Raw genomic sequence first — 2366 nt, forward strand, 5'->3', positions numbered from 1 at the left:
TACGAGCTACGAGCTACGAGCTACGAGCTACGAGCTACGAGCTACGAGCTACGAGTTTTGCAATGTTGCGCCGGCTTCGGGGCGCTGTAAAAGGCCATGCGTCGGCTCCGGGGCGCTGTAAAAAGCCATTCACGTTCTCCAGATGCGCGGCTCACAAGCGTTGCGTCCGACAAGCAACGGCCTGAGCTCACGCCAGGCAGCGCTGCAACGATCCCAGGCTTCGTTGCGTGAGTGGCCCAGATAGCGCAGCAGCAGTACATCGTGACGCTGGGTGACCGCCCAGTTCCTGGCGGCCGGCATCGTCTCGCGCAGACGTGCCACGGCCTGCTGCGGATCCGCCAGCCCCACCGCCCACAGCGTCGCCTGGACCGTCGCGCCACCCTGCCCCCAGCGGCCCACGAACCGCGGGTGCAGCGGATCCAACGGCTGGCGCTCGAGCCACAGCGGCCGGCCGTCGCGAACCAGCCGAAAGCGCTGCTCGATGCGACCGCTCTCGAACGGCAATTGGCTGGCCGGGCGCCCCAGCGCCATGATCTCCCAACCCAGGCAGCGCGCGCTCCCCCGCAGCGCGATCTCGGTCCGCTGCTCGCCCCGCGAGCCGTCGAAGGCGATCGTCTCCTGGGGTAGCCACTCCAGCATCCCCCCGTCGTCGACGACGAGTCGGTTGGCCTGGGACCAGGCGACGCCGTGGCTATCGGCACGGTAGAGCTTGGTCGCCGCCGGCGTGGTCAGGACGGCATGAGCGCCCGCCCCCACAGCCACGTCAATGGCGAGGGCATCGCCGCTGACCAGCCCTCCCGGGGGATGGAGCAGATAGACGTGGCAAGGATCGGGCTGCCCCACGACCCGGGATTCCGGGTAGAAGGGTCGCTGCACCCGCAAGGGGCCGTGGTGGCGCGCACGAATCAGGCGCGTCCGCATCGCCTCGCCAGTGTCGGCGGGACGCGCGGCAAACGTCAGCGCCAGCGAGGCGCCCCAATGCCGGCTCGCGTCGAAGCGGTGCCCGGAATCCGTCGGCGCCGCTTGCCAATGACATGAAGGCTCTGCCGTCATACGGTTAAATGTCGCTTGATCAGATCGTCGCTCAGGTCGGCAATGTCGCCACCGGCCACGGCCTGGCCGCGATCCATGATCATGAAGCCATCGGCGTATCGACGCGCGAATGGCAGTTTCTGTTCCACCAGCAGCACCGTCAGCCCATCCTCGCGATTGAGACGCCGGATCACCTCGCCGATCTGCGCCACGATGTTGGGCTGGATGCCTTCACCCGGCTCGTCCAGGATCAGCAGCCGCGGGTCGAGCACCAGCGCCCGGCCGATCGCCAGTTGCTGCTGTTGACCGCCGGAGAGGTCGCCGCCTCGACGATAGCGCATCTCCCGAAGCACCGGAAACAGTTCGTAGATGCGCTCGGGAATCCGGCGCTGCCTGTCTCTTCTCGCCGGCAGACCGATACGCAGGTTCTCCTCCACCGTGAGCGTGGCGAATATCTGACGCCCCTGGGGCACGTAGCCGATTCCCAGGCCGGCACGCACCTCGGGCCGGCGCGTGCGAATGTCTTCGCCATCGAACTGAATCGTTCCGCTACGCGCGGCGACCTCGCCCATGATCGCCTTGAGCAGCGTGGTCTTGCCGACGCCGTTACGGCCCATCACGCAGGTACAGCGGCCGGCGGGCACCTCGAGCGACAGGTCACGCAGGATATGACTCTCGCCATAGTACTGATTGAGCTTATCGACACTCAGCATCAGGCCGCCTCCTCGTCGCCGCCGAGGTAGACCTCGATCACCCGCGGGTCGCTGGCGACCTGGTCCATCGTGCCCTCCGCCAGTACGCTGCCCTGATGGAGCACGCTGACCTGCCGCGCGATCGAGCGCACGAAGCCCATGTCGTGCTCGACGACGACGACCGACTGCTGCCCCGCCAGTCGCGTCAACAGTTCCGCGGTGCGATGCATTTCCGGCTCGGTCATGCCCGCGACCGGCTCGTCCACCAGCAGCAGCCGCGGTCGTTGCATCAACAGCATGCCGATCTCGAGCCACTGCTTCTGGCCGTGGGAGAGCACCCCGGCCAAACGGTATCGCTCCTCGGTCAGGCCGATGGTCTCCAGCACCTCGTCGATTCGCGCCTGACCTTCCCGATCGAGCCGGGCCAGCAAGGTCTTCCAGATACGCCGATCGCCGGCCATCGCCAGTTCCAGGTTCTCGGTGACGTCGAGCGCCTCGAACACCGTCGGTTTCTGGAACTTGCGCCCGATGCCCAGGTTGGCGATCTGGGGCTCGTCCAGCGTCAAGAGGTTGTGCCGGCTGCCGAACCAGACCTGGCCGCTGTCGGGTCGGGTCTTGCCGGTGATGATGTCCATCATCGTC

General features: G+C 66.9%; 3 protein-coding genes. All 3 read right to left on the reverse strand.

Going from position 1 to position 2366, the window contains the following annotated elements:
* Window positions 1–129: 129 nt before the first annotated feature.
* The gene (locus Q0602_RS05065) at window positions 130–1053 is read right to left on the reverse strand and encodes an urease accessory protein UreD (RefSeq protein WP_295034827.1); all 924 of its coding nucleotides are present in this window, start codon (window positions 1051–1053) and stop codon (window positions 130–132) included.
* Window positions 1050–1745, reverse strand: a complete 696-nt coding sequence (gene urtE / locus Q0602_RS05070; RefSeq protein ID WP_298839831.1) for an urea ABC transporter ATP-binding subunit UrtE — start codon at window positions 1743–1745, stop codon at window positions 1050–1052. Before urtE ends, Q0602_RS05065 begins: the two co-directional genes overlap by 4 nt.
* On the reverse strand, window positions 1745–2366 hold a 622-nt coding region (gene urtD, locus Q0602_RS05075; protein ID WP_298839834.1), incomplete at its 5' end, for an urea ABC transporter ATP-binding protein UrtD. The genes urtD and urtE, both read right to left, overlap by 1 nt.

Source organism: uncultured Salinicola sp., from assembly GCF_937921195.1.
Lineage (GTDB): Bacteria > Pseudomonadota > Gammaproteobacteria > Pseudomonadales > Halomonadaceae > Salinicola.